This window comes from Aquitalea sp. ASV15, from assembly GCF_016429115.1.
Classification (GTDB): Bacteria; Pseudomonadota; Gammaproteobacteria; order Burkholderiales; family Chromobacteriaceae; genus Aquitalea; species Aquitalea magnusonii.
Genome location: NZ_JAELTZ010000054.1, coordinates 1 through 23,538, shown reverse-complemented (window position 1 = coordinate 23,538; position 23,538 = coordinate 1). Strand labels below are relative to the sequence as shown.

Genomic DNA, 23,538 nt, shown 5'->3' with positions numbered 1-23,538 from the left:
GGAGAAAGCTGCAATATCACGGCACTGTCAGGCAGCGAAGTCCTGTATCTGGACCGGGTGGAAACGCCGGCCCCATTGCGTTTTTACCTGCATCCTGGCTCTCGCGTGCCAGCACATTGTTCGGCCAGTGGCAAGCTGTTTCTGGCACAGATGAGCCCGAGTCAGCGCCGCCGCCTGCTGGAGCATGTGCAGCTGACCCGTTATACGGAACATACGCTGACGGATCTGGCGGCGCTGGAAGGAGAGCTGGAGCGGGTGAAGCGTGACGGTTATGCGTGTGATGACGAAGAGTTTCTGCCGGGATTGTTCTGCCTTGCGGTGCTGGTGCCGGTGGCCGGTGGCAAGTCGAATACCGGCATAGCCATTCAGGCACCGGTGATGCGGCTGACGGCGGAGAAAGCCTTGTCGTTATTGCCTGCCTTGCAAAGGGCGGCAGCGGCGCTAGCACGTATCGAGGAGCAGGCTGCCGCCGTGCAGATGGCCGGCAGATCAACTGCCTTTGCGGCAGCCTGGGGTGATTTTTCCTGAGAGCGAAACATGAAAATCATGGTGATGGGCGCTGGCGTGGTTGGCATCAGTACCGCCTGGTATCTGGCGCGTCAAGGACACGAAGTCAGCGTGATTGATCGACAGCCGGATGCCGCGCTGGAAACCAGCTTTGCCAATGGCGGACAGATTTCCGTCTCCCATGCAGAACCATGGGCCAGCCCGTCCACGCCCTGGAAAGTGTTGCGCTGGCTGGGACAGGAGGACGCGCCCTTATTGCTGCGCCTGCGACGCGATCCTGCCTTGTGGCGCTGGTGCTGGCAGTTCTTGCGCGAATGCAGCATGCAGCGCCATGCCCGTAATTGCCGTGCCATCATCCAGTTGGCCCTGCATAGCCGGGCATGTCTGCAGCAGCTGAATCAGCAACTGGGTGATGTGTTGGCCTATGACCGCTTGCAGCGCGGCATCTTGCATATCTATACCGATCCGGAGGTATACCGGGCCGGCTTGCAGGCCGCCAGTCTGCAAAGCGGCTTTGGCGGGCTGCGCCATGCGGTTGATGCTGAGGAATGCTTGCGACTGGAGCCAGCCTTACAAGCGATGGCATCCCGTTTGCTGGGCGGGGATTATGCTGAACAGGATGAGTCGGGCGATGCTCACAGCTTTACCCGGCAACTGGCAGCGCAATGCCGCCTGGCCGGTGTGCATCTGTTGTATGGGCAAACGGTGGCCCGGCTTGAGCAACGGCAGGGCAGGGTGACTGCCATCATTACCGAAGATGGTGTGCATCATGTGGCGGATGCTTTTGTGCTGGCACTAGGGAGCCATACTCCGGCGCTGCTGCATCCGCATGGCATCAACCTGCCGGTTTATCCGGTCAAGGGCTACTCGGCCACTTTCGAGCTGACCGCCGACAGCATCGCGCCACAGGTCAGCCTGATCGACGATGAGTACAAGATTGTATTTTCCCGTTTTGGCCAGCGTTTGCGCGTGGCAGGAACGGCTGAGCTGACGGGTTTCGACACGACGCTCAATCCTGTGCGCTGCGACTTGCTGGTACGAAGGAGCAAGGCCCTGTTTCCGCAACTGAACGAAGCCGGGCCACCAACTTTCTGGACCGGGCTGCGGCCCGTCACGCCTTCGGCCGTACCGCTGATCGGTCGCATGGGTTTTGACAACTTATGGCTTAATACCGGTCACGGAACCCTGGGTTGGACATTGGCATGTGGCTCTGCCGCTGTGCTGAGCGATCTCATTGACGGACGCAGGCCCGCACTGGACTTTCCCTTTGTCTCATTGTGAGTCTTGCATGTAGATCGAAGTCAGGAGGGGCTTTGTTACACAAATCAGGGATTTCATCTGTTCGGTAGGGTGATAATAAGTATGCTCCCTGCTTCTCAAGTACCAAGCCACCGGCAGGCCGATAACAAGTACTTCAAGCAGCGAGGGCAGTTGCTTCATCGTCTAGACAAAGACATGAATTTGCAGATTCCTGCTACCGATATGCGTGGGTGGTAGCCAACTTCCTCCAGTGCGGCCATCCAGTTCTCTCTCACTATCAAGTGCCTCTTTGACCTTGTATTACGCCAAGCCAGGGCCTGTCTGGAATTCTGTGTAAACCAGCCGTTGCCTAGCAAGCAGTAGAAGGACTGCTTTGGCCGAACAGCCGCCGGCCAGGCTGAAGGACTGTCAGTTTGTCGGCTGAAACGACTTTTCGACAAGTGAGTGAGGAGAGACTGCTTTACACAAAATTCCGGACATGCTCAGTCATGGCCATTCGCCTCTTAACAGGGCATTCGGTACTGCTGTGATATTTTTTCTGACAGGCACCACCAACATTAAGCTTGGTTTGAAGCAGCGTAGAAATGAGCTTGGCTATCGGAAGCTTGGTGATCAGATACCCATTCCGGCCGCAACAATCAAGCTGCCATCAGATCTGCCCCCCTTACAGCCTGAAGGCTGATTATCCAACCCTCCCCCTAGCTTACTAGGCAAATTCATCACCTGCAGTATCAGGCAACCGCTGTAATACCAAACCTTTCCTCCGCTTCCTCTCGTCATGGACTGCACACAATTCAACCCATGAAGCTCATCCCTGCGCACCAAGAACATGTGCTGACCTGTACCTGTTTTCATGCAGTTTTGTCCTATCTGTAAATGGCTCACTTTCCTACGATTTGGTTTCACTGCCCGGGATGACCGATGTGGCAGGCATGGAGAACAACAGGAGAGACAAATGGCTAGCTTGCAGATGCCCTCAGAGGAGGGTGTGGATGACGATTTCACCCGCAGTCCGGTACCGGCAGGTGCCAGAATGCCGCGTTTTGGCCTGACCATGGCGTGGTGGTCAGTGTGTAGTGCCATGTTCTGGATTGTGGTTTCCGCCACCTTGGCGCTGAATTATGGGTCGGTAAATACTCTGATCGGACTCGGTTTGTCGGCGATCAGTTATTCCGTCATCAACGGGATCATCACCCGGCATGCCATTCGTACTGGTCTGTCAGTTTCGCTTTTTTCACAAACCTTGTTTGGCCGCTCCGGTGCACCGCTGGCGACGTTGATTTTTTTCGCAACCGCCATCTATTACGCCGTATTTGAAGGTTCGGTCATTGCGGTGGCTATCCAGTCTTATTTCCCTGTGCTGTCCTTGCATCAGGCCTATCTGCTGGTGGTGGCCTACAGCGTGCCCTTGGTGTTTGGCAGTGTGCAGCGCTGGCTGGACAAGCTCAACGGTGTGTTGCTGCCGTTCTACTTGTTGGGACTGGTTGCGGCGGTAGGCTTGACCTTGCATGACTTCGGTTATAGCCCTGCCTGGCTGGCCGTGGTCCCTGCCGGCGGCGCGCCTGTCAGTGGCTGGTGGAGTTGCTTTTGCTACTTCATGGGGGTGTGGATACTGATGATGTACACCTGGGACTACGCACGCTTTGGCCGGGAAGAGGACAGCCAATACCATGCGCGGCTAACCTTCGGCTTACCTTTTTATGTTTTTACTTTTGTCATCAATGGTGCCATCGGCATTTTTCTGGCGAACAGCATCCCTGGGAATGGTTCACTAAGCGAAGTCTCCGTGGTGCTGGCATTGCTCAAGCTGATGGGTTTTGTAGGCTTGGCTTTTGTCTGGGTCAGCCAGACTCGTATCAACACGGCTAACTTCTATCTGGCTACCATCAATATGCAGGGTTTTTTCGAGCGGGCCCTGGGAGTCCGTTTGCCGAAGATTGCATGGGGGGTTGTTGTCGGGGCTGTGGTCTATCTGCTGATGTTGACCAATGTGTTCAGTTTCATTCTGCAGGCGCTGGCCTACCAGGGCATTTTTGTGGTGGCTTGGGTGGGTGTGGCACTGGCTCATATCCTGTTTCTGCCTGATGACAATGCCTGGGGTGATGATGTGCCCATGGTACGTCGTGAGGGTGTGACTGCCTGGTTTGTTGCCGCAGGGCTGGGCATCGCATTGATGCAGGCAGGGCCGTTCATGGCGCAGTGGTCGGCACCATGCAGTGCGCTGGTTTCATTTGGTTTTTACGGTTTGTTGCAGCGCCAGAGGATGGCCAGTAATGCGACAGCCTGAGTTGTGGACATGTGATAACTCCTCCCTTGCGCCCGATCTTTGTCGGGCGTTTTTTTCATTGTGGTAACCGTTCACACCTGAACCATTCTTTCTGCACATCCATACAAGCGTGGGATGGCCGCTGCTCTTAACTTAGCAACATACCGGTAACACCGGCATAACAAAGGAGAGCAACGTGACCCAACGTCACCCCAACCCTTCAGGAGTGGACCCGATCACGCTGGCCGTGGTCCGGGGCGCCCTTGAGACGGCACAGCGAGAGATGACGCTGACCCTGGAGAAAACCGGGCGTTCCAGTGTTTTCAATCTGGCACATGACTACAGCAATGCCTTATTCGATCACTTGCCGGAAATGGTATTGCAAGGGCAGGACATCCCTATTCATCTGGGATCACTCATACCGGCCATGAAAGCGGTAGCCGGCTATTTCGGGGATGACATCCACGAAGGTGATGTTCTTTACCACAATGACCCGGCCTATCAGGGCAGCCATATTCTGGATTGCTGTATGTACAAGCCGGTGTTCTACCAGGGTGAGCTGGTGTTCTGGACGGTTTGCAAGGGCCATCTAACGGATATAGGTGGTCCGGTGCCTGCTGGTTATAACCCGGATGCACGGGAAATTTATGCCGAAGGTCTACGTATTCCTCCGGTAAAACTGTGGGATCGTGGCCGCCGTCGTGATGATGTGGTCAATTTGCTGATGTGCAATATGCGTGCCCGTCGTGATCAGGAGGGGGATCTGAATGCGCAGTACGGCGCATGCCGTGTGGGCGAACGCAATGTTCTGGCTTTGCTGGATAAGTACGGTGTGGAAACGGTACGGGCCGCGATTGCCGAACTGAAAGATATGGCTGATCGTCATATGCGTTCACTGATCCGTTCCATACCCGATGGGCATTACCAAGGTAAGGCTGTATTGGAAGACGCTGGTCACGGTTATGGTGAGCTGACTATTCAGGCCGACATTACCGTCCGTGATGACACAGTCCACATTGCCATCGAAAGCCCGCCGCAGCTGCCGTATTTCATCAACTCTTATGCGGGCAACTCCATGTCCGGCATTTACCTGGGCCTGATGATGTTTGCCCAGGTGCCACCGCCCTACAACGAAGGTCTGTATCGCTGTGTGACAGTGGACCTGGGTAAACCCGGCACGCTGTGTAATGCCACCGAGCCGGCTCCCCACGTCAACTGCACCACGACACCGATGGAAACGCTCACCGATGCAGTACGGATGGCCTTTGAAGCGGCTGCACCCGAGCGGGTTACAGCGTCATGGGGACATGCCAGCGGGATCAATATCGCCGGCATCAACCCGATTACCGGTGAGCAATACGTCACCATGGTGCTGGCCTCCATTATTTCTGGCGCAGGGGCGACCCGCCATATGGACGGTTGGCACGCTTGTGGCCCCTTGTGTTGCTTTGGTGCTTTGAGTTCAGGTGATGTCGAGCTACTGGAGTATGCCTACCCGATTATCATCCATCGCTATGGCTTGCTCACCGACAGTGCGGGTGCCGGTCGCTTCCGGGGAGGGAGTGGCACGGTGTGGGAGGTGGAGCCGATTGGGCATGAAATGACGGTGATTTCCTTTGGTGAGGGACGGCAGATTGGCACCATGGGGGCGGCTGGCGCGCAGGACCGCTTGCGGGAGCGCAAACTGGGCCGTCTCGAAATAATGGCTGACGGGAAAAGCACAGTGCATCGCCAGAATGTGATCACTCATATCCGCCCTGGACAGCGCGCCCGCAACGTCAATCCTGGGGGAGGTGGCTATGGTTTGCCGTGGCAGCGCCCGCTGGATGAGGTGTGCGACGACGTGAAAAACGGTCTGGTGTCGGCCGAAGCCGCACAACTGGAATATGGTGTGGTGCTCAAGTCAGACCTGAGTGTGGATAGAGAGGCAAGCGAACGCTGCCGATGCGAGATGAACCGGCAGGGAGATAAGGCATGAAAAACCAATTTCGCCTGGGTGTGGATGCTGGCGGTACCTTTACTGATTTTGTGCTGGTAGAACAGGATGGCACGATCCGCTTGTTCAAGAGTCCTTCGACGCCGGAGGATGGCACCCGTGCCATCGCGGCTGGTCTGGCGCAGATGTCAGAGGCGCTGGACCGCTCGGTCAGTGACATCGTCAGCAACTGTGACCTGTGCATCAATGGCACGACTGTGGCATTGAATGCCCTGATCGAACTGAAGGGGGTCAAGGTAGGGCTGATTTGTAGTGCCGGGCATGAGGACAGCATTGAAATCCGGCTTGGTCATAAAGAAGAAGGCTACCGTTACGATGCCAGCTACCCGTCGGCACCACAATTGGTACCGCGCCATTTGCGCCGCCCGGTTGCAGGTCGCATTCTGGCCGATGGGAGCGAGTATGCACCACTGGACGAGGAGGCCGTGTTGGCCGCCATTGATTATTTCCGTGAGCAGAAAGTGGAAAGTGTTGCCATCTCGCTGCTGTGGTCGGTCAGTAATGCGGCTCATGAGCAGCGGGTCAAGGCGTTGGTCGAGCAGCATCTGCCGGGGGTGTTCGTGTGCAGCGGCAGCGAAGTTTACCCGCAGATCCGGGAATACACGCGTACTTCCACCACCGTGGTCAATGCCTATCTCAGTCCGGTGATGGGGCGGTATGTAAATCGTATTGACGAATACTTCCGTAGCTTGGGTGCTCGTAGTCCTGTGCGTTACTACCAGTCCAATGGTGGGCTGGCCATTGGTAACGTCATGAAAGAACGTGCGGTCAATGCCATCAACTCGGGCCCGGCTTCAGCGCCTCAAGCGGGTTTGTATCTGGCTGGCCCGTTTGGTATCGACAACGTCATTACCGTGGATATGGGGGGGACGTCATTTGACATTACCTTGGCCAAGGGCGGGCAAACCAATCTGAATCGTGATATCGACTTCCTGCGACAGCGCATTGGCGTCCCCATGATACATGTGGAAACCCTGGGCGCTGGGGGCGGGTCCATTGCCCGGCTGAATGATTTCGGCATGCTGGAGGTTGGCCCGCATAGTGCGGGTGCCAATCCTGGACCTGCTTGCTATGGCAAGGGTGGTGACCAGCCGACAGTCACCGATGCCAACTTGTTGCTGGGGTATCTCAAGCCGGATGCAGTGCTGGGGGGGAGCATACGGTTGGACTTGCCACGGGCCCAGCAGGCTATTGCCAGCCAGGTAGCTGAACCGCTGGGAATCAGTATTGAGCGTGCTGCCTATGGCATCAGTACGCTGGTCAATCTGAACATGGCCAATGGTATCCGTCGTATTTCCATTGAGCAGGGTTACGACCCGCGTGACTTTGCGCTGATCTGCGCGGGTGGGGCTACCGGCATGCATATCACGGCGCTGGCGGAGGAGCTGGGGGCGCAGCAGGTGCTTGTGCCCAAGTTTGCTTCTTGCCTTTGTGCTTTCGGGCAGGTGATATCCGATGTCAAATACAACTATCTGGCCAGCATGCCGATGCGTCTGTTGCCTGGCTGCGCTTTGGAGGAGCTGGAGGCTAGGTTTGCCGAAATGGAGGCTCGGGGCCGACACAATCTGATGCTGGATGGGTTTGAGCCGGAGCAGATCCATATTCGTCGCAGTGTGGAGATGCGCTATGTAGGACAGATCCACGAATGCACGGTGGAATTGCCCGGCACGCCATTGCAAGAGGGCACTCTGGCTACGGTGCTGGCAGCCTTCCATCAGCGGCATGAGGCCTTGTTCACCTATGCCGAGCCACAAAACCCGGTAGAGCTGGTTAATCTGGAGTGCACGGTGAGCGGTCTGGTCAGCAAGCCGCAGTTGCCATCACTTCCCCATAATCCGGATGCTGTGGAAGATGCACATGACGGATTCCGGCCCATGCTGTTCGATGACAGCGCGCGCTGGGTAGAAACGCCAGTCTATGCAGGTGAGCGGCTGGCAGCTGGATGTCGCATTGTCGGCCCGGCTGTTATCGAGGAGGCCACTACCACCGTGGTATTGCGTCCGGGCTGGCAGGCCAGCTTGCATGAAAGCGGCACCTATCATCTGACCCGTTGGCACGCGGTCTGATTAGCCCGTTGATACATGGCCGACGTGGGGAATTGCTTCACGTTGGCCGAAGATTCACATTGCCTACAGGAACCATTCCATCAATCATGTAAGTCACGGATCAGCAAACCTTCCGCATAACAACAAATGGCGGCATGGGGCGAAAGCAGCCCGGGGTGGTCAAGAGGAGAAAACAATGACGGTACATTTTTCCACGCAAGCGGTGAAGCCGCTGGAGCGTTACCAGCAGTGGCAGGACATCATTGGTCAGAGCTATTTTGAGTTGCAGTTGAAGTTTCTCGACAAAAGCCATTTTGATGGCGATCTTCGCCTGTGGCAGCTGGGTGACCTCTCGTTGTCCCGGCTCTGCTCCAGCCCCACTTCCTATCAGCGGCTGAAGTCACATTTGCACTACCAGATGGACGAATACTTTCTGGTTACCATCCCTTGTCAGGACAGCATTCATTTCAGCCAGATGGGGCGACAGGTGGAGTGTGCGCCGGGCTGTTTCTTGCTGGAACACAGCAATGAGCCCTATCAGTTTGACTATCACCGTGACAACACCCTGTGGGTGCTTAAAGTTCCAGGTCGTCATCTACGGAATCGACTGCGCTCACCAGATCGTTACTGTGCCATGCGATTTGATGCCCAAACGGGTGTGGGTAATCTGTTTGTCAATTATGTGCAACTGATTACCGCCCAACTCGATAGTCTGGGGGGGAGCGAGCTGGCCATGGTGGGCAAGCAATTGACCGAACTGCTGTGTACGGCTCTGGAAGGGGATGGTCGTTTGCTCACGTCATCCGAATCTGTCGTGCGCGCCGCTCATCTGCGTCGTATTGAGGATTATGTGCGCCTTCATCTTGGTGACCCGGGACTCAGTACGGAAACCATTGCCGGAGCGTGCCATATTTCTACCCGTTACCTGCATTCTCTATTCAAGGATACCGGGCAGACTTTTTCCCAGTGGTTGCGCGATCAGCGGCTGGATAATGCCTATCAGTCCATGATGGGTGCTTCGTTGCGCCAACCATTGTCGGTGCTGGCTTATCAGTGGGGTTTTACTGATCAGTCGCACTTTTCGCGGGTGTTCAAGCAAAAATATGGTTGCACACCGGGTGAACTCAAGCGCTCCATTCGCTCGGGTACTTCGACACAAGAAACCTGACGGAAGGTGTTATCTGCCTGTACGACGCATGGCAGAATCTGTTCTCATGGCAACAAGCCCGACCTGCCGGTCCGGGCTTGTTTCTATTTGGGCTACTTGAACGGGAAGACCAGGCGAAGGTTAAGGAAATCGCCACCGGTATCACTGCGTGTCTTGAAGCCGTGGTTGTAGATGGCCATGACACTTACCTCGTTGAACTGATAGCCAAGTAGCGGGCCTATGCCGTAGTTGCTGGCACGACAGCCGCCCTTGTTAGCACAGGCTGCTGCACCGCTGCCACTGTCATCACTGATCTGGTTTTCCTGATGAGCCCCTAGGCCGAATGTCCAACGGCCTACGGTTTTTGCGGCGGTATAGTCGATGGCTAATTGCTGGCCTGATTTGTAATGGGTGTCCGGGTTGGTGAAGTTATAAGCCCAAGAGGCATCCGCGCTGAGATTCCAGCCATCGTGCAGCCAGCTGACTGCCAGCGTGGGCTGCAATGTCCAGAATCCATTTGCGGCCCCGACAAACGTACCTTGCGGCAGGCGGTTGGGGGAGGAGCTGCCATCCGGCAGGTAGACATTAAGCCCGGCTTTTACATGCCAGTCATTGGGTAATGTCCATGAGAGTTGCCCTGGCACCAGGATAGTATTGAATGTTCCCCAGCGGCCATTCGAGGGTATGCCATTGCCTGTCAGCGTGGTGTAGTCGAAGGGTTGGGCCAGGGCGACAGCATAGTCTGCGCCCAGCACTTTCACGCCGGTAGACCAAAGTACAATCGGCACCTCGATCAAGGCATCGACCTTGCTGCCGGTTTTCTGGCCATTGTGATCATAAACATCAAAAGAGGCCCAGTAGTTGTTCAGTACGCCATAGACCCCTTCGGGCGGCAGGGCTCCGGCGGCAAAGCCCTCGTTGATGCCCCGCAGGTGAGGGTCCCACAACTCCTGTGCGCCGGCATGCTCATGAAGCACGGCTCCTGTTATCGCCAGAGTCAGCAGTGCTGTTGTCATCGTTTTCATCTTCATCTTGTTCATTGTCCTTATCCATGTTTTTGATGCCATCGATCTCTTGCGGTCACGATCCGCAGGGAGTGCCGGTATTGGCAAATTGAGGGTAAGTTCAATGAATTCAGTGATATAGGATGAAAGTGAATGAAAAAATGATTACGCCTGAATGGCTGGATTGTTACATATGCTGGTGCGACATGGCCTCCATGTACCCTACTGTCTGTTTACGTACCCGCCGTTGTGCCCAGATTATTTTGGGTGTACCAAGAGGGTCGAAGTGCGGGCCCAAGCTACTGTGGAAAGCAGGTGTGTAACGCCACGGGCAGCTAGCAATTGATTGCTGACGTTTCGCAAGATTCATCCCAGTGACCGCTAAGGCCGATAACGAGTCGGTCAAAAAAATTTGGTTCGGTCTTTTTATCTTACCTATACCACTATATCTAAATAATTTTACGAAGCGTGAATACATCTACTACAATAAAAAAATCACTTCTACACAAAGATCATTGTTCTAATGTGTAGATGTACGAAAAGTGCCAAGAAAATAAGGGTTTTTTTGATTAAATTCGGAATCCCCCCCTCTCCACCAGATATCTACATTAAAGCCCTGATTATTCAGGGCTTTTTTGTTTTCTACAATTTTCAGTATGCCATCCAGTATGCCATTGAGTGCTTGCTGTCCTGCTACAACTTTGGATGATCTTGGTGTGTAAATGTAACTGTGCGGCCGTTTTGGCACTCATTTGCACTTTTATTGTCACCGCTAATTTGCAGGGTTTTTGGCACTATTTGCGCTTTTTTTGGCACTGGTGGGCAAAAATCTAACGATTCCTTGCTGCTACCTTTTCCTGTGATGGGGGAGGGCAAGTCCTGGCTCTCTGTGTTCGTCCAGTACCTTTAAATGAGATCACCCTGTGTGAAGGCAGGGTGTCGTGACGGCAATTCGGTCTTGGTGGTCCTTCCTGCATCAGGCGGAAGATGGCTCCAACAGCCTGAAGGTTTGGAGAACACAACAGGCATGTGCGGCTTTGCCTTAGGCAGCGCTTTCTTCCGGATTTAACGCCCAGCTGGGGAAAGGATCAGCCAGGCCGCACCAGCCTTGCTCGCCGCTAGCCAGTTCTGCATCGGTCATCAGGCAGGCATCAAACCCGGCAATCAGTGCGGCTTGGTCCATCTTCATGCCGATCAGCACCAGTTCCTGCTGGCGGTCGCCCCAGGGTGCTGCCCAACGCGCCTCGATCATTGCCACACTTTCCGGGTCGTCCGGCCAGTCCTCCCTGGCGACCGCCGCCCACCACAGTCCGGCACAGGCATGGCGTGAGATGGCACCCGCCTGAGACCAACTGCCGGCAAAGTCCGGCCGGTTGGCCAACCAGAAATAGCCTTTCGAACGTATCACCCCCGGCCATTGGCAGGCAAACCAGTCCCACAGGCGCTGCGGGTGAAAGGGCCGACGGGCACGGTAGACGAAACTGCTGATGCCGTATTCTTCGCTCTCCGGTACATGCTCGCCGCGCAACTCGCTCAGCCATCCGGCGGCTTCCGCTGCCTTGTCGAAGTCGAAGCGACCGGTATTGAGCACGCGCGTGAGGGGTACTGTGCCAAACGCACTGCGCACGATGTCGGCGTGCGGATTGAGCGAGCGCAGAATGCTGTCGAGGCGGTCCAGCTCTTGCGGGCTGACCAGGTCGGTTTTGTTCAGCACGATCACGTCACAAAATTCCACTTGCTCAACCAGCAAGTCCACCACAGCGCGATCATCTGCTTCGCCCAGGCTTTCACCACGGTCTGTCAGTTGGTCACGGCAACTGTAATCGCGCAAAAAATTGTGGGCATCGACCACCGTCACCATGGTGTCCAACTGGGCAATGTCCGACAGGCTTGCCCCGTCGTCATCGCGGAAGGTGAAGGTTTCTGCCACGGGCAACGGTTCGGCAATGCCTGTTGATTCGATCAAGAGGTAGTCAAAACGGCCAGTGCGTGCCAGTCGGTCAATTTCAAGCAACAGGTCTTCGCGCAAGGTGCAGCAAATGCAGCCATTGCTCATCTCGACCAGTTTTTCTTCGGCACGTGACAAGGCGGCACCACCCTCGCGCACCAGGCGGGCGTCGATATTGACTTCCGACATGTCGTTGACGATGACGGCAACCCGCTTGCCTTCACGGTTGTTGAGGATGTGATTGAGCAGGGTGGTTTTGCCGGCGCCAAGAAAGCCGGACAGCACGGTGACAGGGAGTTTTTGCATGGTTGTTCCTTGGGAGTTCAAATTGGGTGGCTGGCTACCAGATGGCGTCCAGCGCCAGTAGCACGCGGCATGGCTGCAGCGGGTCCGGTGCTGGGGAGCGATGAATCGCGCCACGGCCATCATTGCCCTGCCATTGCGTTCCCTTGAGCAGGAGCAGGGCAAAGGGCGCTGCCTGCCGGATGGCCGCCGGGTTGCGGATCAGCCCGGAGGTTTCGTCCGGCATGCCCTGGGCCAGGCGGCCGAGCTTGCTGCGGTTTGCGGCTTCCTCGCTTAGCCATTCGGTACCCTGGCCGTAGTAGGTGCACAGCATGCGCACACCTGTCCGGTCGACATGAAAGCGCGGGCACATGGCGCGGTCGAGCACTTCAAGACGCATGCCAACCTGCGGACAGCCAATCAACTCGGCATACATATCAAGCAGATAGGCCATGTCCTGCAGTAGGGCGTCACGTCCGGGCAGGGCGGCCAGGCCCGGAATATCCAGCACCTGGCCCGGGGTGGCCACCAGTCGGAATCCCAGCCCGAGCACACCCTGCTCGCGTGCGGCGGCAAAGTAGCGGGTGATGGGTTCTATCGGGCTGCGCGGATACAGGCAAAGCTGTATGTCTTCGTCGAAAATGTGCAGCAGATCGGTCAGTCGGCTTGCTTCGTGCAGTGAGCTTGTAGGTGGTGTCGCGCAAGGCGCTGGGTTGAGGGCGACAGTCATCGTCGGGTGTCCTTGTTATCGCGCTGCCCGCCGCCAGCGGCTTTCATGTTCTGCTAGGCGGGGAGGTGGGCGTAAAAATAGTTTGCACAATGTTATATCATTACATAAAATCGCCAAAGCGTTATAACATAACACCGGAAAGTGAGAATAACCATGAATCGCATCACCCGCCTTGTTTCACTCCTGGCCCTGGCCTGCGCACCGCTGCTTGCCCAGGCAGCCACTCAGCCGATCAACATCGTGGCTGGTGAAAATTTTTATGGCGATGTTGCCCAACAAGTTGGCGGCAAGCATGTGCACGTCACCAGCATCCTGAGCAATCCGGATCAGGACCCGCACCTGTTCGAAGCCAGTGCCTCTACTGCCAAGGCCCTGAGTGCCGCCCGGCTGGTGGTGTATAACGGCATCGATTACGACCCGTGGATGGCCAAGCTGTTGTCCGCTGCCAAAGCTGCCGGCCGCAAGGAAATCGTTGCCGGTCAATTGATGCAGAAAAAAACCGGCGATAACCCGCACCTGTGGTACGACCCGGCCACCATGCCGCTGGTGGCGAAAGCGATTGCGGTGGAGCTTGAGGCTGCTGATCCGTCCAACAAGGCCGAATACCAACAGAACCTGAAGCACTTCCTGGATTCGCTACAGGCAATCAACAGCAAGGTAAAGTCGATTCATGACAAATACGCAGGTACGCCGGTAACCGCCACCGAGCCTGTCTTCGGCTATATGGCCAGCGCGCTTGGCTTCAAGATGCGTAATGAAAAATTCCAGCTGGCCGTCATGAACAACACCGAGCCCAGTGCCAGTGATGTTGCCGCCTTCGAAAACGACCTGAAAACCCACAAGGTAAAAGTGCTGTTCTACAACAGCCAGGCTTCGGACCAGTCGGCCAAGCGTGTGCAGAAGATTGCCAAGGAATCCAAGGTTCCGGTGGTGGGCGTTACCGAAACCGCGCCAACTGGCAAGCACTATCAGGACTGGATGCTCGGCCAGCTGAACGCGCTGAATCAGGCTTTGTCCTCCGGCAAGTGATGAGCGCACTTTCCTTACAACAGGTGACCGTTTCTTTCGCGGGAAGAGCGGTCTTGTCGGACGTGAGTCTGGAGATTGGCCAGGGGCTGTTTATTGGCATGCTCGGCCCCAACGGGGCGGGCAAGACCACGCTGATGCGCACGGTACTCGGCCTGATACGGCCCGCTGGCGGCAGCATCCGCGTACTGGGCGAGCCAGCCTCGCGCGGCAATGCTGCGGTAGGGTATATCCCGCAGCTGCGCAGTCTGGCCGGCAATATGCGGCTGCGTGGCTGGGACTTTGTCGCCAGTGCCTGCAATGGCCATCGCTGGGGGCTGCCCATCCTGAGCCGCGCCGCGCGCCAGGAAGTGCACTGGGCGCTCGACATGGTGGGGGCCACCGAGCTGGCACGGCGCCCCCTCATGGAAACCTCAGGAGGCGAACGGCAGCGGCTGTTGCTGGCGCAAGCCTTGCTGGGCCGGCCACGTCTGCTATTGCTGGATGAACCCCTGATCAGTCTGGACCCGCACCACCAGCATGGGGTGGTGACGCTGGTGAAACAGGTACAGCAAGAGCTGGGCATTACCGTGATCTTCAGCGCGCATGAGCTCAATCCGCTGCTTGGTGCCATCGACCAGGTCTTGTATCTGGGGCGGGGTCAGGCGGCGCTGGGCAAGGTGGACGAGGTCATTACCAAGCCGGTGTTATCGCGGCTGTATGGGTCCAATATTGATGTGATACGCATGAAAAACCGCATTTTCGTGATGGCCGGTGATGTTGAAGTGGAAAAAGAGGAGCACTGCCACCATGCTTGAATTCGACTTCATGCAGAACGCCTTCATCGCCGGTGGCCTGGTGTCCGTGCTGGCCGGGGTAGTGGGGTTCTTTCTGGTCATGCGCGGGCAGACCTTTGCCGGCCATGCCTTGTCACACGTCGGCTTTGCCGGTGCAACCGGCGCAGCGCTGCTTGGCCTGTCGCCCATGTGGGGGCTGATCTGGGTTACCTTGCTTGGCGGTGTTTCCATGGGGGCGCTGGGTGAGCGCCTGCAGGGCAGTGATATTGTGATTGGCACCATCCTGTCACTGGCCCTGGGCCTGGGCATGCTGTTTCTACATTTCTTTACTGCCTATGCCACACAAGCCACTGCCTTGCTGTTTGGCAACGTCCTCGGGGTGAATACCGACACGCTATGGACATTGGCATGGCTTGGCATGGCTTGCCTGCTGTTGCTGGCCATCATGGCCCGCCCGCTGGTCTTTGCCAGTCTGCAACCCGAGCTGGCCGAGGCCAAGGGCGTTTCCCTGCGGCAGGTGTCCATGCTGTTTCTGGCCATTGTTGCCTTGACCACGGCGGAATGTATCCAGATTGTTGGCGTCTTGCTGGTATTCACGCTGATGGTGGGGCCTGCGGCAACCGCGCAAAAGCTGACTTCACACCTGGGTACCGGGGTGCTGCTGGCAGCGCTGCTGGCACTGGCCGAAGCATGGCTGGGCATTACCCTGGCTTTCTATACGGATTGGCCTACCAGCTTCTGGATTACCGCGCTCAGTAGCAGTGCTTATCTGGCGGTGACCGTGCTGCGCATGCAGCGCAACCGCCGCCCCTTGGCATCCGCCGCCTGAGTCCAGCGGATTTTGTCACGGGGCTGGCTCTTGAGCCCCGGACAGCCGCCGGGCAGCCGTATCAGGCTGCCCCGGTCAGGACTTGCCTGACCGGCGGCGGCGCCCTGGTTTTTCCTTCCCTGTGTTTTGATAACAGCCAATATGCAGTTTCCTTGCCCCTGAAGGTGTGCCGGCGATGGCTGCTGCACCAAGTCTGGTGGCAAGCTGATGGCATGCTTGCCGGATACGGAATTTCAGTGCGGATCCAGCGTGCCCAGACAGGCTAGCAATGCCAAAGCAAGCAGGCACAGGGCAATTTGCATGTTAACGGCGCGGATGAAGCAGGGAATGGTGCTGCGCTTGTCGCGCATGCGCGGAACAAGATAGTAGCGGTTGAACAAGGCCAGCAGCACCATGCCGAACACGGCCAGCAGTTTTAAGCCCAGCAGGATGGTATACGCGGAAAAACCATCGGCCAGCAAACTGCCGTTGATCAGATAGAAATTGCCCATGCCGGTGAGGATGACGACTGCAACAAGCACATGACCCGCCGTGGAAAAGCGGATCAGCGCCTGCATGGCAGGCTGCCGCCATGGCCCGGTTTGCCGCATCAGTTGCAATACCAGCGGCAGGGCACCCAGCCAAGCTGCCGCAGCGAGTAAATGCAGCAGGTCGTTGAGTTGATGGACAACGCCGAGCCAGCCGTCATGCATTGCCGCGTGGCCAGTGAGCGTCAGGCTGGCCAATAATGCGGCGGCAAGGATTGCCGTCACTGGCGCAGCACCAGCCCTTTGTCCGGCATGGCCGGACAGCACCAGCAGCAAGGCAGCTGCCAACTGCCAGCACCAGGCCCGACCGATAGTGGATTCACCGGCCAGCATGACCAGGCTGCTGATCTGCCAGCTGTCTGCCCAGCTGTCGGCAAGGATGGCGTTGTGCAAGGGTAGCGCACACAAGGTGGCGAGCAGGATGAGCCAGCGAATCCCGCCAAGCCTTGGCTGAAAGGCATGCCAGAGCCGGCTGCCCAGCCCGCCTGGCGCCAGACTGAGCAGAAACAGGGCCGTGCCGAACAGGTACATGGCGGCACCGTCTGTCAGCCAGCGGCACAGCCATAACAAGTAATCAGCCGAGTTCACTTGCCTACGCTGAAGCTATACGTGCCGTTGGTCTTGTGGCCATCCACGGACAAGGCATGCCATTCCACCTGGTAGCTTCCTGCCGGCAAGGGCTGGGCCGGTTTCACCACCAGTGTCTTGCCGCCATTGCTCAGCGTGGCTTCACCCAGAGCGATGTCCTGCTTGCTGGCGTTAATCAGCTTGATGCCGCTGAATTTCACATCAAGTGCTTCGGAAAATGTCAGGTTCAGGCTGGCAGGGCTGCTGACTACGCTGTTGGCGGCCGGCTCGGCTGCTTTCAGATGGGCATGGGCCCAGGCTGCCGTGCTGGTGAACAGGCTGGCGGTGATGATCAGCAGGGCAAAACGGATAAAACGCAGCATGGGAACTCCTGTTGGTGTGGAAAAGATAGATTATAAAAAAGCGATCCGGGCCAGCACAGGCTGCACGCCCAGCTAGCAGCACACTGCCTGCCATCCGGTGTTCAGGGCTGGTTGGCGGTCAGCTTTCCGGCGCATTGCCATTTGATTTTGTGCGCAGATTGCATGATCTGGCGTAGCATTGAAACCCTATGTCCTGAAATATTGATTGGAGGAATGATGGACCGTCGTGAAGCCATTGGCGCAGTTGGTGCCTTTACGCTAGCAGCATTGAGCACGGTGGGCCGGGCGGAGAGCATGCCCGGGACGAGCGTACCTGTCAGCAAGACGGCTGCGCTGGCAGAGGCAGCAAGCCACTGTGTGCTGAATGGCCAGCACTGTCTGGCCCATTGCCTGTTTTTGCTGGGCAATGGTGATGATTCGATGGCTGATTGTTCCAAGGCCGTCAACCAGATGCTGGCGTGCTGTACTGCCTTGCAAAGCCTGGCGGCACAGGATTCGGCCTTGTTGCCGGCCATGGCCAGGGTGGCGCTGGAAGCCTGTACCGTATGTGAAAAAGCCTGCAAACAGCACAGCAGCATGCATGCCCCGTGCCGCGCCTGCATGGAGTCCTGCGCGGAGTGCATCAAGCAGTGCAGGGCATTTGCGGCCTGAGCCTGCAGGCCACGGCCCTCAGGCGGGCAGGGCCTGCCGACCATGGTAAAACAGTGCAAAGCCGTCATCGGCGGTGATGCTGGAGAGGGGCGTGTCGTATAGCTGACTGAGCAAGGCCGGGGTCATTACTTCTGCCGTTGCCCCAGCCGCCAGCACGCGCCCCTGTTGCAGCAGCCAGCAATGCTGGCTGTAACGCCGGGCGGCATTCAGGTCATGCAGCACCATGATGGTCAGCATATTGCGCTGGCGGGTTTGCTGCTCAATCAGCGCCAGTACTTGCTGCTGGTGTTGCAGGTCCAGCGCGCTGATGGGTTCGTCCAGCAGCAGGATGGACGGTTCACGCAGCAATGCCTGTGCCAGAAACACCATCTGGCGCTGCCCGCCGCTCAGTTGGCACAGCGGCTGTTGCGCCACAGCGGACAAGCCCAGCTGCGCCAGTTGCTGCCGCGCTTGCTGCTGCAGCTGTGCCGGCACGCGCCAGCCCAGGCTTTGCACCTTGCCTAGCAGCACCACTTCCACTGCACTCAGGCGGCTTTGGCTACCGCAGTCCTGCGGCAGCCAGGCCACACTGGCCGGCAGGGTGCCGTGACGGTGTTGCCAGTCGGGCTGACTGGCATGCCGGATGCTGCCGCTGTAAGCCAGTTGCCCGGCCAGGGTACGCAGCAGGGTGGATTTGCCGCAGCCATTGGGCCCCAGCAGGCAGGTGATGCTGCCTTGCGGGCCGCTGCCAAGGTTCAGCCCATGCAGCACGGTTTGTCCGGCCAGGCGTACTGACAGCTGTGCGAGTTGCAGCATCTTATTGCCCGCCTTTGCTACGCAAGATCAGCAGCAGGAAGAAGGGCAGGCCGATCAGCGCCGTCACAATGCCGATGGGAATGAGCCCGCCGGGCGACAGCCATTTGCCCAGCACCGAAGCCAGCGACAGCAACAAGGCACCCGACAGCGCCGCACCGGGAATCAACAGCCGGTGGTCCTCCCCCAGCAGCATGCGCGCCATGTGCGGGGCAATCAGCCCGACAAAACCGATGGTGCCGACAAAGGCCACGGCCACGCCGGTGAGCAAGGACACCAGGGCCAGTGCGCGCCAGCGCAGGCGGCTTACCGCAATGCCCAGGCTGGCGGCGCGTTCATCCGACAGGCTCAGCGCGGTAAAGCGCCAGGCGTCGCGCGCCAGCACGCCACAGGCCAGCAGCAGGGTAAGCCACATCAGTCCCACCGCATGCCAGCCGCTTTTGTACAGGCTGCCAAACAGCCAGAACACGATCTGCGCCAGGGCATCCGGTGCGGCCAGGTATTGCAGCAAGGACAGTAGCGCCTGAAACAGGAATAACAAGGCAATGCCCGCCAGTACATAGGATTCGGCATTGCCACCACGGTGACGGCCGATCAGCAATACCGCACTGCCGGCGACAAAGGCAAAACCCAGCGCGCACAGCGGCAGGCCCCAGGTTTCGGCCAGCCCCAGGCTGCTGCCCGCCACAATGAATAGCGCCGCACCAAAACCGGCCCCGGCGGAAATGCCCAGCGTATAGCTGCTGGCCAGCGGATTGTGCAGCACGGTCTGCATGACCAGTCCGGACACCCCCAGCGCCGCACCCACCGCCAGCGCCATCAGCGCCACCGGCAGGCGGATTTGCCACACGATGACGCCATCTCCCCCTTCGCCCTGCAGCAGGCTGTGCAGCACCTGGGCAATGCTCAGCTGTGCCGGGCCGCTGGCAATGTCCAGCAGCAAACTGCCAACCAGCAACAGGGCGGCCAGCAGCAGCAAGCCGCTGCGGCCAAGCCGGGACTGCCAGCGGCCAGTCAGCGCGAGAGTCAGTGTGCTCATGGCTTGAGAGACAGCAACCAGCTACCGCTATAGGCAACCGGCAGATAACGCTGGTGGTACTGGCGCAATTCGGCCAGCGGGTCGACATCGGCAAACTGGGCCGGGTAGAGCTGCTTGGCGATAAAGGCCATGGCGGTGTAGTCGTTCAGGCTGCGGCACAAGCCGTGCTCGATGGCATACACATGCTGCTGGCGCACGGCTGGCAGGCTGCTCCAGCCCGGTCGGCCCAGATAGGCTTGCAGGCTGGCGCGGGCGTCGGCAGCGTTATGGTTGTATCCGAGTTTGACCGCCTTGGGGCGGTTTACCCAGGACGAACCGGCAATGAAGATGTAGTCCGGCTGTGCTGCCAGCACGGCTTCCGGGTTCAATGGCCCCCAGTTGGCGGCAATGCGGCCATTGGCCAGATTGTCTGCGCCCAGGGTGTCCAGCAGCTTGCCCCACATGGTGTCGCGGTAGGTATTGCCCACCGTGTCTGCGCCGTCGCGGCCCAGCTCCACATATACCTTTGGCTTGCTGCTGGCCTTGGCCAGTGCCACGCGGCGCAGGATGTCACGGTATTTGCGCTGGTATTGCTGCGCCAGTTCCTCTGCACGGATATTGCTGCCCGTCACCGCACCAATGGCGCGGGTGCTGGCCAGGTGCCGCTCCAGCGTCTGGGCGTTGTAGTCGATCACCACAATGGGAATACCGGCCTGGGTGATTTGCTGTACCGCCGTGCCCAGCACCTTGAAGCTGCCCTCCGGCAGGATAAGCACATCCGGCTTCAGCGCAATCACCTTTTCGGCGCTAAAGGTGTTGTCCTCGCTATAACCCACGTCCGGCATGGTTTTGAGTGACGGAATCACCTGCTGATAAAGCGCCCAGTTGGCCGGGCGCCAGCCAGCCCAGGGGTTTTTGCTGATGCCTACCACGTGTTTCCAGCCCTCGGTACCGGCGATGGCGGTGAAGTCCTCGAAATTGAAACCCAGCACTACCCGTTTGGCGGGTACATCCACCACCACCTTGCGATTGAGCGCATCACTGATGGTGAGCGGTTTGGCAAAGGCGGGCAGGGCCAGCAGGCTGGACAGGCACAGGGCAAGGATGGCGGTGCGACGGCTGGTCATCATTCTTTGGTCATGGAGTGACAAGGCCCTCATTTTAAGGAAAGGGCGGGATGGGTGGCTGCGGCAAATTGTCGCAGCATGGTGCGGCAATATGTCACAGCGCTTTGCCTTGGCAAGCTTGTAAGCTCGCAAGATTGGCAGGCCAGGCCGCCGAACTGCGTTCGGCAAGCATGCCTGGGCCTGATTGGCATAACAGGGTTGGCAATCACCAGTTTGACCGGCCCGGCTGATTATCCGTTGCTCACTTGGGAAACAACATGCATTACCAGACCAAACCTGCCGTCGTGGCCGTCACCCTTGCCCTGTCCGCCCTTGGTCAACTGGCCTATGCCGCCGACAGCACTGAAGTACAGCAAATGCCGGAGGTGGTGGTTCACGGCACCCGGCCGGACAACCAGGCCAATGGCAGCACCCTCAATCAGGCACAACTGGCTGGCCAGGCAGCGCGCAGCAGCGACAGCGCCCAGCTGCTGCAAGACATCCCCGGCCTGAACCTGCATGCAGCCGGTGGCTTCTCCGGCTTGCCGGTACTGCGCGGCCTGGCCGACGACCGCCTGCTGGTCAAGACCGATGGCGCCAGCCTGATTGCCTCCTGTCCCAATCACATGAACTCGCCGCTTTCGTATATGGATGCCAGCAAGGTGGAAAGCGTACAGGTGTATAACGGCGCAGCCCCGGTCAGTGCCGGTGGCGACAATATTGGCGGGGTGATTGTGGCCAAGTCGGCTGCGCCGCAGTTTGCCGAGTCGGGCCAGATCTTGCAGAGCGGAGAAGTAGGGGCCTTCTATCGTAGCAATGGCGATGCCCGTGGTGCCAATGCCAGCGCCACCCTGGCCAACGACCATGTCAGCATCAATTACACCGGCTCCACCGCCCGCAGCAACAACTACGACGCTGCTGCCAACTTCAAGAGCGCCGGTGCAGCAGCTTCTGGTCGCGCCTGGATGGATGGCGACACTGTGGGCTCCACCGCCTACAAAACTGAAAATCACGAACTGGGTGTGGCCTGGCGTGACAACTACCAGCTGCTGGAAGCCAGGGTGGGGGTACAGCGCACCCCGTATGAGGGCTTTGCCAACCAGCGCATGGACATGACCGACAACAGCAGCAACCAGCTGAACCTGCACTATAACGGCCAGTTTGCCTGGGGTGAGCTGGATGCCCGGCTATACAGCCAGTATGTGCGCCATCACATGGACTTCGGCAATGACAAACAGCTGGATTACATGGGCGACATCGGCATGCCGATGGATACCGCCAGCCATACCCAGGGTGGCAGCCTGACGCTGGACCTGCCCTTGAATGCCAGCAACAAGCTGAAGCTGGGTACCGAATTCCAGCGCTACCAGTTGAATGACTGGTGGCCGCCGGTCGCAGGGGACACCATGATGATGGGGCCGGAAACCTTCTGGAACATCAAGAACGGCAAGCGCGACAAACTGGACCTGTTTGCCGAATGGCAGGCGGACTGGACCCCGCAATGGCGCAGCATCATCGGTACCCGCCTGAGCCAGGTGAAAACCAATGCCGACAATGTATCCGGCTACAGCAGCATGTACGACAGCGACGCCGCTGCTTTCAATGCCCAGAGCCACGCCCGTACTGACAACAATATCGACTTCTCGGCGCTGACCCGCTTCACCCCGTCGGCAACCGAGCAGTACGAACTGGCCTTTGCCCGCAAGACCCGCTCGCCCAATCTGTATGAGCGCTACACCTGGGCCACCGACAGCATGACGTCGATCATGAATAACTTTGCCGGTGATGGTAACGGTTATGTGGGTAACCCCAACCTCAAGCCGGAAGTGGCCAATACCCTGAGCAGCAGTGTTGACTGGCATGCTGCTGATGGCGAGGCGTGGCAGTTCAAGCTGAGCCCGTACTACAGCTACGTGCAAAACTACATTGATGCCAGGCGTTACGATGCCAGCAGTACCGCCACCACCGGCTATGTGGTGCTGCAATATGTCAACCAGAACGCCCAGCTATACGGTGTGGATGTCAGCGGCAAACTGCAGCTAGCCAAAAACACGGCCTATGGCAGCTTTGATGCCACCGCGCAGCTGAGTTACACCCGTGGCGAAAACCTGACGACCGGCGACAATCTGTACAACATCATGCCGCTCAACGCCAAGCTGGCGCTGGTGAACAAGCTGGGGCAGTGGACCAGCACCGCCGAATGGCAGGCCGTACGCGCCAAGACAGAAGTCTCGGCCGTGCGCAACGAAGCCAAGACTCCCGGCTACAGCCTGTTCAACCTGCGCACCCGCTACGAGAACAAACAGTTCAGCGTAGACGTGGGCATCGACAATGTGTTCAACCGCTTCTACACGCTGCCGCTGGGCGGGGCCTATACCGGCCAGGGTGCGACGATGGGTATCAACAGCATTGCCTGGGGTGTTGGTGTGCCGGGGCCAGCCCGTTCGCTGTATACCGCCTTCAACTACAAGTTCTGAGCCGACTGCGTTTAGTCATTCAGCCCACCTGCATGGTGGGCTTTTTTTTATCGGCAGGTCGTTTGGGCTGCGACAATTTGCCACATTTTTAATTCCGGCCAACTGATTTATATTGCATTACGCAATACAAGCACTCCAAGGCTTGCTAGCCCATTTGCATCTGTCTCTTATACACATCTCCGAGCCCACGAGACATTAACA

At 58.0% G+C, this 23,538-nt stretch carries 19 protein-coding genes; 11 read left to right on the top strand and 8 right to left on the bottom strand.

The window, feature by feature from the left end; genetic code table 11:
* From JHD64_RS17965 to JHD64_RS17940, 6 genes are all read left to right on the top strand, one after another.
* A partial coding sequence (locus JHD64_RS17965) for an IclR family transcriptional regulator (protein WP_304506658.1) occupies nt 1–528 on the top strand: 528 nt, incomplete at its 5' end.
* A gap of 9 nt (nt 529–537) precedes the next feature.
* The gene (locus tag JHD64_RS17960; protein ID WP_199054751.1) at nt 538–1,788 is read left to right on the top strand and encodes a D-amino acid dehydrogenase; all 1,251 of its coding nucleotides are present in this window, start codon (nt 538–540) and stop codon (nt 1,786–1,788) included.
* Between the two features lie 934 nt (nt 1,789–2,722).
* Nucleotides 2,723–4,054, top strand: a complete 1,332-nt coding sequence (locus JHD64_RS17955; protein WP_199054749.1) for a cytosine permease — start codon at nt 2,723–2,725, stop codon at nt 4,052–4,054.
* A 175-nt stretch (nt 4,055–4,229) separates the two neighbouring features.
* Nucleotides 4,230–6,011 carry a hydantoinase B/oxoprolinase family protein gene (locus tag JHD64_RS17950; protein WP_199054747.1) on the top strand — a complete coding sequence of 594 codons (1,782 nt, stop codon included), beginning with the start codon at nt 4,230–4,232 and terminating at the stop codon, nt 6,009–6,011.
* Nucleotides 6,008–8,095: a hydantoinase/oxoprolinase family protein gene (locus tag JHD64_RS17945; protein WP_199054745.1), complete on the top strand. Its 2,088-nt coding sequence runs from the start codon at nt 6,008–6,010 to the stop codon at nt 8,093–8,095. Before JHD64_RS17950 ends, JHD64_RS17945 begins: the two co-directional genes overlap by 4 nt.
* Before the next feature lie 175 nt (nt 8,096–8,270).
* Entirely contained in the window at nt 8,271–9,242 is a 972-nt protein-coding gene (locus tag JHD64_RS17940) for a helix-turn-helix domain-containing protein (RefSeq protein ID WP_059287038.1), read from the top strand.
* A 92-nt stretch (nt 9,243–9,334) separates the two neighbouring features.
* Here the strand turns inward: JHD64_RS17940 and JHD64_RS17935 are convergent, their stop codons facing one another.
* The 3 genes from JHD64_RS17935 to JHD64_RS17925 form a co-directional block, all read right to left on the bottom strand.
* Nucleotides 9,335–10,261: a transporter gene (locus JHD64_RS17935; RefSeq protein ID WP_199054743.1), complete on the bottom strand. Its 927-nt coding sequence runs from the start codon at nt 10,259–10,261 to the stop codon at nt 9,335–9,337.
* Nucleotides 10,262–11,267: 1,006 nt separating this feature from the next.
* Nucleotides 11,268–12,479 (bottom strand): zinc metallochaperone GTPase ZigA, encoded by a 1,212-nt coding sequence (gene zigA / locus JHD64_RS17930; protein WP_199054740.1) that lies wholly within the window; start codon nt 12,477–12,479, stop codon nt 11,268–11,270.
* Between the two features lie 34 nt (nt 12,480–12,513).
* Nucleotides 12,514–13,185, bottom strand: a complete 672-nt coding sequence (locus JHD64_RS17925) for a DUF1826 domain-containing protein (RefSeq protein WP_199054738.1) — start codon at nt 13,183–13,185, stop codon at nt 12,514–12,516.
* Between the two features lie 153 nt (nt 13,186–13,338).
* Here JHD64_RS17925 and JHD64_RS17920 point away from each other — a divergent pair, with 153 nt between their 5' ends.
* From JHD64_RS17920 to JHD64_RS17910, 3 genes are all read left to right on the top strand, one after another.
* Nucleotides 13,339–14,214, top strand: a complete 876-nt coding sequence (locus tag JHD64_RS17920; RefSeq protein WP_199054736.1) for a metal ABC transporter solute-binding protein, Zn/Mn family — start codon at nt 13,339–13,341, stop codon at nt 14,212–14,214.
* A 62-nt stretch (nt 14,215–14,276) separates the two neighbouring features.
* Nucleotides 14,277–15,008 carry an ATP-binding cassette domain-containing protein gene (locus tag JHD64_RS17915; RefSeq protein ID WP_370540980.1) on the top strand — a complete coding sequence of 244 codons (732 nt, stop codon included), beginning with the start codon at nt 14,277–14,279 and terminating at the stop codon, nt 15,006–15,008.
* Nucleotides 15,001–15,816, top strand: a complete 816-nt coding sequence (locus JHD64_RS17910; protein ID WP_199054725.1) for a metal ABC transporter permease — start codon at nt 15,001–15,003, stop codon at nt 15,814–15,816. The genes JHD64_RS17915 and JHD64_RS17910 overlap by 8 nt, the downstream gene beginning before the upstream one ends.
* Nucleotides 15,817–16,049: 233 nt before the next feature.
* On the opposite strand, the gene copD is transcribed toward JHD64_RS17910, so the two are convergent.
* Together copD and copC are read right to left on the bottom strand one after the other, a co-directional pair.
* Nucleotides 16,050–16,931, bottom strand: a complete 882-nt coding sequence (gene copD, locus JHD64_RS17905; RefSeq protein ID WP_199054723.1) for a copper homeostasis membrane protein CopD — start codon at nt 16,929–16,931, stop codon at nt 16,050–16,052.
* Complete coding sequence (gene copC / locus JHD64_RS17900) at nt 16,928–17,293, bottom strand: copper homeostasis periplasmic binding protein CopC (RefSeq protein ID WP_199054721.1); 366 nt, start codon at nt 17,291–17,293, stop codon at nt 16,928–16,930. The genes copD and copC overlap by 4 nt, the downstream gene beginning before the upstream one ends.
* Before the next feature lie 213 nt (nt 17,294–17,506).
* On the opposite strand from copC, the gene JHD64_RS17895 reads away from it, so the two are divergent.
* On the top strand, nt 17,507–17,944 hold the full coding sequence (locus JHD64_RS17895; protein WP_370540979.1) for a four-helix bundle copper-binding protein: 438 nt from the start codon (nt 17,507–17,509) through the stop codon (nt 17,942–17,944).
* An 18-nt stretch (nt 17,945–17,962) separates the two neighbouring features.
* Here the strand turns inward: JHD64_RS17895 and JHD64_RS17890 are convergent, their stop codons facing one another.
* From JHD64_RS17890 to JHD64_RS17880, 3 genes are read right to left on the bottom strand one after another with little or no spacing between them, the layout of a single operon-like run.
* Nucleotides 17,963–18,739, bottom strand: coding sequence for an ABC transporter ATP-binding protein (locus JHD64_RS17890; RefSeq protein ID WP_199054706.1), 777 nt, complete (start codon nt 18,737–18,739; stop codon nt 17,963–17,965).
* Nucleotide 18,740: 1 nt separating this feature from the next.
* A complete protein-coding gene (locus JHD64_RS17885) occupies nt 18,741–19,775 on the bottom strand; it encodes an iron ABC transporter permease (RefSeq protein ID WP_199054704.1) in 1,035 nt (344 codons plus the stop codon).
* A complete protein-coding gene (locus JHD64_RS17880; RefSeq protein WP_199054702.1) occupies nt 19,772–20,884 on the bottom strand; it encodes an ABC transporter substrate-binding protein in 1,113 nt (370 codons plus the stop codon). Before JHD64_RS17880 ends, JHD64_RS17885 begins: the two co-directional genes overlap by 4 nt.
* Before the next feature lie 254 nt (nt 20,885–21,138).
* Here JHD64_RS17880 and JHD64_RS17875 point away from each other — a divergent pair, with 254 nt between their 5' ends.
* Entirely contained in the window at nt 21,139–23,337 is a 2,199-nt protein-coding gene (locus JHD64_RS17875; RefSeq protein WP_199054700.1) for a TonB-dependent receptor, read from the top strand.
* Nucleotides 23,338–23,538: the final 201 nt, after the last annotated feature.

What these genes read in the sequence shown, in the direction of transcription:
- JHD64_RS17960 (WP_199054751.1), top strand. Translation starts at nt 538, where the DNA reads ATGAAAATCATGGTGATGGGCGCTGGCGTGGTTGGCATCAGTACCGCC.
- JHD64_RS17955 (WP_199054749.1), top strand. Translation starts at nt 2,723, where the DNA reads ATGGCTAGCTTGCAGATGCCCTCAGAGGAGGGTGTGGATGACGATTTC.
- JHD64_RS17945 (WP_199054745.1), top strand. Translation starts at nt 6,008, where the DNA reads ATGAAAAACCAATTTCGCCTGGGTGTGGATGCTGGCGGTACCTTTACT.
- JHD64_RS17940 (WP_059287038.1), top strand. Translation starts at nt 8,271, where the DNA reads ATGACGGTACATTTTTCCACGCAAGCGGTGAAGCCGCTGGAGCGTTAC.
- JHD64_RS17935 (WP_199054743.1), bottom strand. Translation starts at nt 10,261, where the DNA reads ATGAACAAGATGAAGATGAAAACGATGACAACAGCACTGCTGACTCTG.
- zigA (WP_199054740.1), bottom strand. Translation starts at nt 12,479, where the DNA reads ATGCAAAAACTCCCTGTCACCGTGCTGTCCGGCTTTCTTGGCGCCGGC.
- JHD64_RS17925 (WP_199054738.1), bottom strand. Translation starts at nt 13,185, where the DNA reads ATGACTGTCGCCCTCAACCCAGCGCCTTGCGCGACACCACCTACAAGC.
- JHD64_RS17920 (WP_199054736.1), top strand. Translation starts at nt 13,339, where the DNA reads ATGAATCGCATCACCCGCCTTGTTTCACTCCTGGCCCTGGCCTGCGCA.
- JHD64_RS17910 (WP_199054725.1), top strand. Translation starts at nt 15,001, where the DNA reads ATGCTTGAATTCGACTTCATGCAGAACGCCTTCATCGCCGGTGGCCTG.
- copC (WP_199054721.1), bottom strand. Translation starts at nt 17,293, where the DNA reads ATGCTGCGTTTTATCCGTTTTGCCCTGCTGATCATCACCGCCAGCCTG.
- JHD64_RS17895 (WP_370540979.1), top strand. Translation starts at nt 17,507, where the DNA reads ATGATGGACCGTCGTGAAGCCATTGGCGCAGTTGGTGCCTTTACGCTA.
- JHD64_RS17890 (WP_199054706.1), bottom strand. Translation starts at nt 18,739, where the DNA reads ATGCTGCAACTCGCACAGCTGTCAGTACGCCTGGCCGGACAAACCGTG.
- JHD64_RS17885 (WP_199054704.1), bottom strand. Translation starts at nt 19,775, where the DNA reads ATGAGCACACTGACTCTCGCGCTGACTGGCCGCTGGCAGTCCCGGCTT.
- JHD64_RS17880 (WP_199054702.1), bottom strand. Translation starts at nt 20,884, where the DNA reads ATGATGACCAGCCGTCGCACCGCCATCCTTGCCCTGTGCCTGTCCAGC.
- JHD64_RS17875 (WP_199054700.1), top strand. Translation starts at nt 21,139, where the DNA reads ATGCATTACCAGACCAAACCTGCCGTCGTGGCCGTCACCCTTGCCCTG.